The sequence below is a fragment of the Caballeronia arvi genome, from assembly GCF_001544695.2.
Lineage (GTDB): Bacteria > Pseudomonadota > Gammaproteobacteria > Burkholderiales > Burkholderiaceae > Caballeronia > Caballeronia arvi.
Genome location: NZ_FCOM02000013.1, coordinates 184753 through 191427 on the forward strand (window position 1 = coordinate 184753; position 6675 = coordinate 191427).

General features: G+C 62.8%; 5 protein-coding genes. 1 reads left to right on the forward strand and 4 read right to left on the reverse strand.

Annotated elements, in window-relative coordinates; translation table 11 throughout:
- Positions 1-34 precede the first annotated feature (34 nt).
- On the reverse strand, positions 35-514 hold the full coding sequence (locus tag AWB74_RS17685) for a nitrate reductase associated protein (RefSeq protein ID WP_061148019.1): 480 nt from the start codon (positions 512-514) through the stop codon (positions 35-37).
- Between the two features lie 197 nt (positions 515-711).
- Here AWB74_RS17685 and fdhD point away from each other — a divergent pair, with 197 nt between their 5' ends.
- Positions 712-1539: a formate dehydrogenase accessory sulfurtransferase FdhD gene (gene fdhD, locus AWB74_RS17690; protein WP_061148020.1), complete on the forward strand. Its 828-nt coding sequence runs from the start codon at positions 712-714 to the stop codon at positions 1537-1539.
- A 6-nt stretch (positions 1540-1545) separates the two neighbouring features.
- On the opposite strand, the gene AWB74_RS17695 is transcribed toward fdhD, so the two are convergent.
- Genes AWB74_RS17695 through AWB74_RS17705 form a run of 3 tightly spaced genes read right to left on the reverse strand, consistent with a single transcriptional unit; the run spans position 1546 to position 6013 of the window.
- A complete protein-coding gene (locus tag AWB74_RS17695) occupies positions 1546-2310 on the reverse strand; it encodes an enoyl-CoA hydratase (protein WP_061148021.1) in 765 nt (254 codons plus the stop codon).
- Positions 2311-2365: 55 nt separating this feature from the next.
- On the reverse strand, positions 2366-3565 hold the full coding sequence (locus tag AWB74_RS17700; protein ID WP_061148022.1) for an acetyl-CoA C-acyltransferase: 1200 nt from the start codon (positions 3563-3565) through the stop codon (positions 2366-2368).
- Positions 3566-3583: 18 nt separating this feature from the next.
- Complete coding sequence (locus AWB74_RS17705) at positions 3584-6013, reverse strand: 3-hydroxyacyl-CoA dehydrogenase/enoyl-CoA hydratase family protein (protein ID WP_061148023.1); 2430 nt, start codon at positions 6011-6013, stop codon at positions 3584-3586.
- Between the last annotated feature and the right edge of the window lie 662 nt (positions 6014-6675).

Sequence of the window (6675 nt, forward strand, 5' to 3'; positions counted from 1 at the left end):
AAAGCGGACGCATAACGTTTGCGCGCCCCGTCCTTCACTCGGCGAGGCCGAATTCGCGCATCGCGGGCAGGAAATCGTGGTTGATCTTGTCCGTGTTGCGCGAGAGTTTCGCGAGCGCGTAACGCTGGAAACGGTCGAGGCCGCCCCAGCGGTCGAGGCTCGGTGCGCTCACGCCGCACAGGCTGCTTTGCCGGATCACGGCCTCGGGCACGGCATCGGCGTGCGCCCACACCGGTTCGGGATCGCGCTCGATCTGCTCGGGCGCTGCGTTGGCGTGCGTCTTCATCATCTCTTCGAGCGCGAGATCGAAGTTCTTCTCGAGCCCGGCTTCCTCTTCGATCGGAAAACGTGCGAGAAGCGCGCGATCTTCATAAGGCAACTGCTGCCATTGATCGAGCGTGATGCGCATGCCGAAACGGTCGAGATTGAAGCGCACGGCGAGCGGAATGAAGCGCAGATTGTCCGACGATTCGACTTCGAATTCGAAAAGACGCGCGGCGTCATAGAGTCCCATAACAAGCCTCGTTGGATTGAGGGGGTGCGCGGCGCGCAACGCCACCTTAAGTTATTGTAGGGCCTAGGATCTGGCTGGAACCATTGCTGGCTGGCCGCCGCTCGCGCGATCAGCGCGCGAACAGCGCGCGAACAGCAATAACTGACAGCAAGTCACATACCCGACTTTACTTGAAGAACCGGTCTGGAGCAGCAAAAGTGAATCAACTCGAAACCGATGATCAACCCGGCTTCGTCGAGCGCCAGGTGCGCCGTCATCGCAAAGGCGAAAGCGCGATCGCGGCGGATCACGTCGGTCAGGAATGGCCCGTCGCGCTCGTGTTCAACGGCATCTCGCACGCGGTGATGATGTGCACGCCGCGCGATCTCGAAGCCTTCGCCGTGGGCTTCTCGCTGACGGAAGGCATCGTCGGGCGCGGCAGCGATATCCACGACATCGAAGTCTATTTCCGCGATGACGGCGTCGCCTTGCCGCATGCCGAAGTGCATCTGCAGGTCGTGCAGCAGGCGTTCGCGGCGCTCAAGGACAAACGACGCGCGCTGGCGGGCCGCACGGGTTGCGGCGTATGCGGCATCGAGAGCATCGACTTGCTGGATCTTCAGCCCGAGCGCGTGCCGGACACGGGCTTTCTCGCGCGCCTCGCATCCGATGCGATCGAGCGCGCCGCGCGCGAATTGCCCGCGCATCAGCAGTTGACGAAGCTGACGGGCGGCCTGCACGCCGCCGCCTGGTGCGATGAAACCGGCGCCGTGCGCTATGCGTTCGAGGATGTCGGGCGGCATAACGCGCTCGACAAGCTCATCGGCCAGTTGATTCTCAGGCGCGAGGATACGACGCAGGGTTTCGTGTTCCTGTCGAGCCGCGCGAGCTACGAGCTCGTGCGCAAGTCGGCGCGCGTGGGCGTGCCGATGATCGCGACGATTTCCGCGCCGACGTCGCTCGCCATCTCGATTGCGAAGCAGGCGGGCCTGCGGCTCGTCAGCTTCGCGCGCGAGAACAGCTTCGTCGAATACGACGTGGAATGACGCCGCTCATTCGAACTGGCTGAAGTTCGGCTTGCGCTTGTCGAAGAACGCCTGAAACGCCTCGCGCGCTTCCGGTGCCACGAGCAGGCGCGCGAAGTGCGCGGCTTCCTCATCGATGCGCGCGGCCACTTCGCTGGCTTGCGCGCCTTTCATCAACGACTTGGTCACGCGCAGCGACGAGGCGGGCAGCATTGCCAGCCGCTTCGCCTTGTCGAACGCGTAGGCGTCGAGTTCGGCGGCATCGATCGCGCCGTTCACGAAGCCCATGCCGATCGCTTCGTTCACGTCGAACGCTTCGCCCAGCAAGAGCTTTTCCGCCGCGCGCTGATAGCCCGCCGTGCGCGGCAGCAACAAACTCGACGCGGCTTCCGGGCACAGTCCCAACTGCACGAACGGCACCGAGAACTTCGCATTCGGGCTCGCGTAGACGATGTCGCAATGCAGGAGCATCGTCGTGCCGATGCCGACCGCCATGCCCGCCACCGCCGCCACGATCGGCTTCGGGAAACCGCTGATGCGCCGCAGAAACTGAAACACGGGCGCGTCGGAGCCTTTGGGCGGGTCGTTCAGGAAGTCGTCGAGATCGTTGCCCGCACTGAACGTCGTGCCGACGGCGCGGATCAGCACCGCGCGCACGCTCGGGTCCATCTCGGCTTCGTAGAGTCCGTCGGCCATTTCCTGATACATCGCCGCGGTGATCGCGTTTTTCTTCTCGGGACGATTGAGCACGATGCTCAGCACGCCGTCCGCGCGTCCGATCTGAATTTCCATACGTTGTCTCCTCGTGCGGTCCACACGTTTCCAAACGCGTGGACCGTCAAACGCTTTACAGCCGCTCGATGATGCCCGCCGCGCCCATGCCGGTGCCGACGCACATCGTCACCATGCCGTACTTGAGCTTGCGACGGCGCAGTCCGTGCACGACCGTCGATGCGCGGATCGCGCCCGTCGCGCCGAGCGGATGGCCGAGCGCGATCGCGCCGCCGAGCGGATTGACCTTCGACGCATCGAGACCGAGGTCGCCGATCACCGCGAGCGCCTGCGCCGCGAACGCTTCGTTCAGCTCGATCCAGTCGATGTCGTCCTGCTTCAGACCCGCTGCCTTCAGTGCGGCCGGAATCGCTTCCTTCGGGCCGATGCCCATGATCTCCGGCGGCACGCCGCGCACCGCGAAGCTCACGAAGCGCGCGAGCGGCGTCAGGTTGAACTGCTTCAAGACCTTTTCCGACACGACGATCAGCGCGCCCGCGCCATCCGACGTCTGCGAGCTGTTGCCGGCCGTGACCGAGCCCTTGTTAGCAAACACCGGACGCAGTTTCGCGAGACCTTCGATCGTCGTGTCCGCGCGCGGACCTTCGTCGAGCGCGATCGCGCGCGCGTTCACGCGCACTTCGCCCGAGGCCAGATCCGGGAAGCGCTCGTTGAGCATGTAGGCCGCGATTTCATCGGCGAATTCGCCCGACTGCTGCGCTACCAGCGCACGGCGATGCGATTCCACCGCGAACGCGTCCTGCGCCTCGCGGCTCACCTTCCAGCGCTCCGCGACTCGCTCTGCCGTCAAGCCCATGCCGTACGCGATGCCGACGTCCTCATTGCGATCGAAGATATGCGGCGACAGCGACGGCTTGTTACCCATCATCGGCACCATGCTCATCGATTCGCAGCCGCCGGCGATCATCGCATCCGCTTCGCCGACGCGAATGCGGTCCGCCGCCATCGCGAGCGCCGTGAGACCCGACGCGCAGAAACGGTTCACCGTGACGCCGCCGACCGTGTTCGGCAAGCCCGACAGCAACGCGCCCATGCGCGCGACGTTCAAGCCTTGCTCGGCTTCGGGAATCGCGCAGCCGACGATTGCGTCTTCGATCACGCTCGTATCGAGCCCCGGCACTTGCGCGACGGCAGATTTGATCGCGTGGACGAGCAGTTCGTCCGGGCGCGTATTTTTGAACACGCCGCGCGGCGCCTTGCCGATCGGCGTGCGGCTCGCGGCGACGATGTATGCGTCTTGAAGTTGTTTGGTCATTGCTTTTTCGCTCCGCGATTAGTTACGAACCGGCTTGCCGGTCTGCAACATGCCCATGATTCGCTCTTGCGTCTTTTGCGTGCCGAGCAGCTCGACGAACGCGCGACGCTCCAGCGCCAGCAGCCATTCTTCGTCGACGAGACTGCCCGCTTCGACGTCACCGCCGCACACCGCTTCGGCGATGCGGCTCGCGATCAGATAATCGTGATCGCTGATGAACCGGCCGTCGCGCATGTTGACGAGCGACGCCTTGATCGTCGAGATCGCGGAGCGGCCCGCAACCGGCACCTGCTTCACGCGCAACGGCGGCCGATAACCCGACGCGCTCAACGCACGCGCTTCCTTCTTCGCGATGTCGAGCAGTTCGTGCACGTTGAAAACGATCGTGTCGGTCGGCTTCAGATAGCCCATCGCGCGGGCATCGAATGCGGAGGCCGAGACCTTTGCCATCGCCGCGTTTTCGAACGGCTTTTGCAGGAACTTGAGCAGATCGCTCGTCGCGTTGACGGCGCTCGCGGCCTCGGCTGCGCGCAACGCGGCTTCCTTCAGGCCGCCGCCCGCGGGCACGAGACCGACGCCTACTTCAACGAGACCGATATAGCTTTCGACATGCGCGACGCGCGCAGCCGATTGCAGCAGCAACTCACAGCCGCCGCCGAGCGCGATGCCCGACACCGCCGCCACGACCGGCACGTTCGCGTATTTCACGCGCAGCATGCCTTGCTGGAATTTCTTCACGAATGGCTCGATGCCTTTCGCGCCGCCCATCATGAACGCGGGCATCGCTTCTTCGAGATTCGCGCCCGCCGAGAACGGTCCGCCCGGCGCGCCGAGTTGCAGCGAAGTCGGTTGCCAGATAACGACGCCCGCGTATTCCTTCTCCGCGAGTTCGATCGCTTGCGTGAGGCCGTCGATCACGCCGGGGCCGATCGTGTTCATCTTCGTCTTGAACGAAACGATGACGACGTCGCTATCGTCGCGATCGAGCCAGGCGCGCACGTTTTCGGTTTCGAAGAGCGTCTTGCCGAAGGTCTTCGGATCGGCACCCGATTCACCTTCGAGCGGCGCGCGGAAGACTTGCTTCTCGTACACGGGCAACGTCGAACGCGGAACGAAGCGACGCGCGGCAGGCGACCACGAGCCTTCGTTCGTGTGCACGCCGTTCTTCGCAGCGACGGGACCGTCGAGCACCCACGCGGGCAGCGGCGCGTTCGAGAGCGCCTTGCCTGCATCGATATCTTCCTGCACCCATTGCGCGATCTGCTGCCAGCCCGCCGCTTGCCAGCTTTCGAACGGCCCTTGATTCCAGCCGAAGCCCCAGCGGATCGCGAGATCGACGTCGCGCGCGTTGTCGGCGATCGATTCCAGATGCACGGCGATGTAATGGAACACGTCGCGGAAAATCGCCCAGAGGAATTGCGCCTGCTTGTTGTCCGTTTCGCGCAAGAGCTTGAAGCGCTCGGCGGGCGGGCGCTTGAGAATCCGGCCGATAAGTTCGTCGGCCTTCGCGCCGCCATCGACATAGGACGCGGTTTTCGGGTCAAGCACCTTGATCGCCTTGCCTTCCTTGCGATAGAAACCGGCGCCGGTCTTCTGGCCGAGCGCGCCGTTTTTCACGAGCGCTTCGAGCACGGCGGGCGTCTTGTAGACGGCGAAGAACGGATCATCGGACAGGTTGTCCTGCATTGTCTTGATGACGTGCGCCATCGTGTCGAGACCGACGACATCCGCGGTGCGGAAGGTCGCCGACTTCGCGCGGCCGAGACGCGAGCCGGTGAGATCGTCGACTTCATCGAAACGCAGGCCGAATTTTGCCGCTTCCGCGATCACCGCGAGAATCGAAAAGATGCCCACGCGATTCGCGATGAAGTTCGGCGTGTCTTTCGCGCGCACGACGCCCTTGCCGACCACGCTCGTCAGGAACGTTTCGAGCTGATCGAGGATTTCGGGTTGCGTTGCCGTGGTCGGAATCAGTTCGACCAGGTGCATGTAGCGCGGCGGATTGAAGAAGTGCACGCCGCAGAAACGCGCTTTGAGCTCATCGTCGAAGCCGTTCGATAGCTCGGTGATCGACAGGCCAGATGTATTGGTCGCGAAGATTGCATGCGGCGCGATATGCGGCGAGACCTTCTTGTAGAGATCGTGCTTCCAGTCCATGCGCTCGGCGATGGCTTCGATCACGAGATCGCAGGTTTTGAGTTGCTCGATGTCGTCGTCGTAGTTCGCGGGCTCGATGTAGTGCGCATCGTCTTTTATTCCCAGCGGTGCTGGGGAAAGCTTCTTGAGGTTCTCTATCGCTTTCAGTGCGATGGCGTTCTTCGGGCCTTCCTTTGCCGGAAGATCGAAGAGCATGACCGGGACGCGGGCGTTGATCAGATGCGCAGCGATCTGCGCGCCCATCACGCCTGCGCCGAGCACGGCGGCTTTTTTGATTTTCAGATTACTCACGAGAGGGTCACTCCTGGTGTTCGTGAAAATTTGGTTTCTGCTTCTTTCGTGGAATTCTGATTTCTTGTCGGTCTATTAGCTTCGCCCCTATGCGGGGCGGCAGTCACTTTCTTTGCTGCTGCAAAGAAAGTAACCAAAGAAACAGCTATCCCCAGCCTAAGCACTTCATACCGGCCGCGGCACAGGCGATCACCTAATGGCCCCCAGAGTAGCGAGTGCCCTCGTAGGTCTCACCGGGCTTGGATCGCGCACGGTCTGTGATATCGCGCCGCACTACTGACTGGTTCAGCACCATTTAGCTCCAGCCCGCTTCGCGGCCGACGGGAAGAGCGAGTTTGCGTGAGCCTGCGTATTGGTATGCCCACCGGTGGTTTCCCTTGCATGCCCGGCGGCAGCGCGTAGCGCTGTGCCAGAACTCTTTCGTGCTGAACCAGTGTCCTTGATGTTATGGCTAGTCAGACCGTGCGCGATCCAAGCCCGGTTCTGCTTGTGGGGGCACTCGCTACTCTGGGTTCCATTCAGCCAATCGCCTGTGCCGCGGCCGGTATGAAGTGCTTAGGCTGGGAGAAGCTGCTTTCTTTGGTTACTTGTATATTGCCCTCAGTGTTCGGTTGCTGATCCCTTCCGTGCACGCGAAGCGGTAGCCCGTTTGTGTTACATGG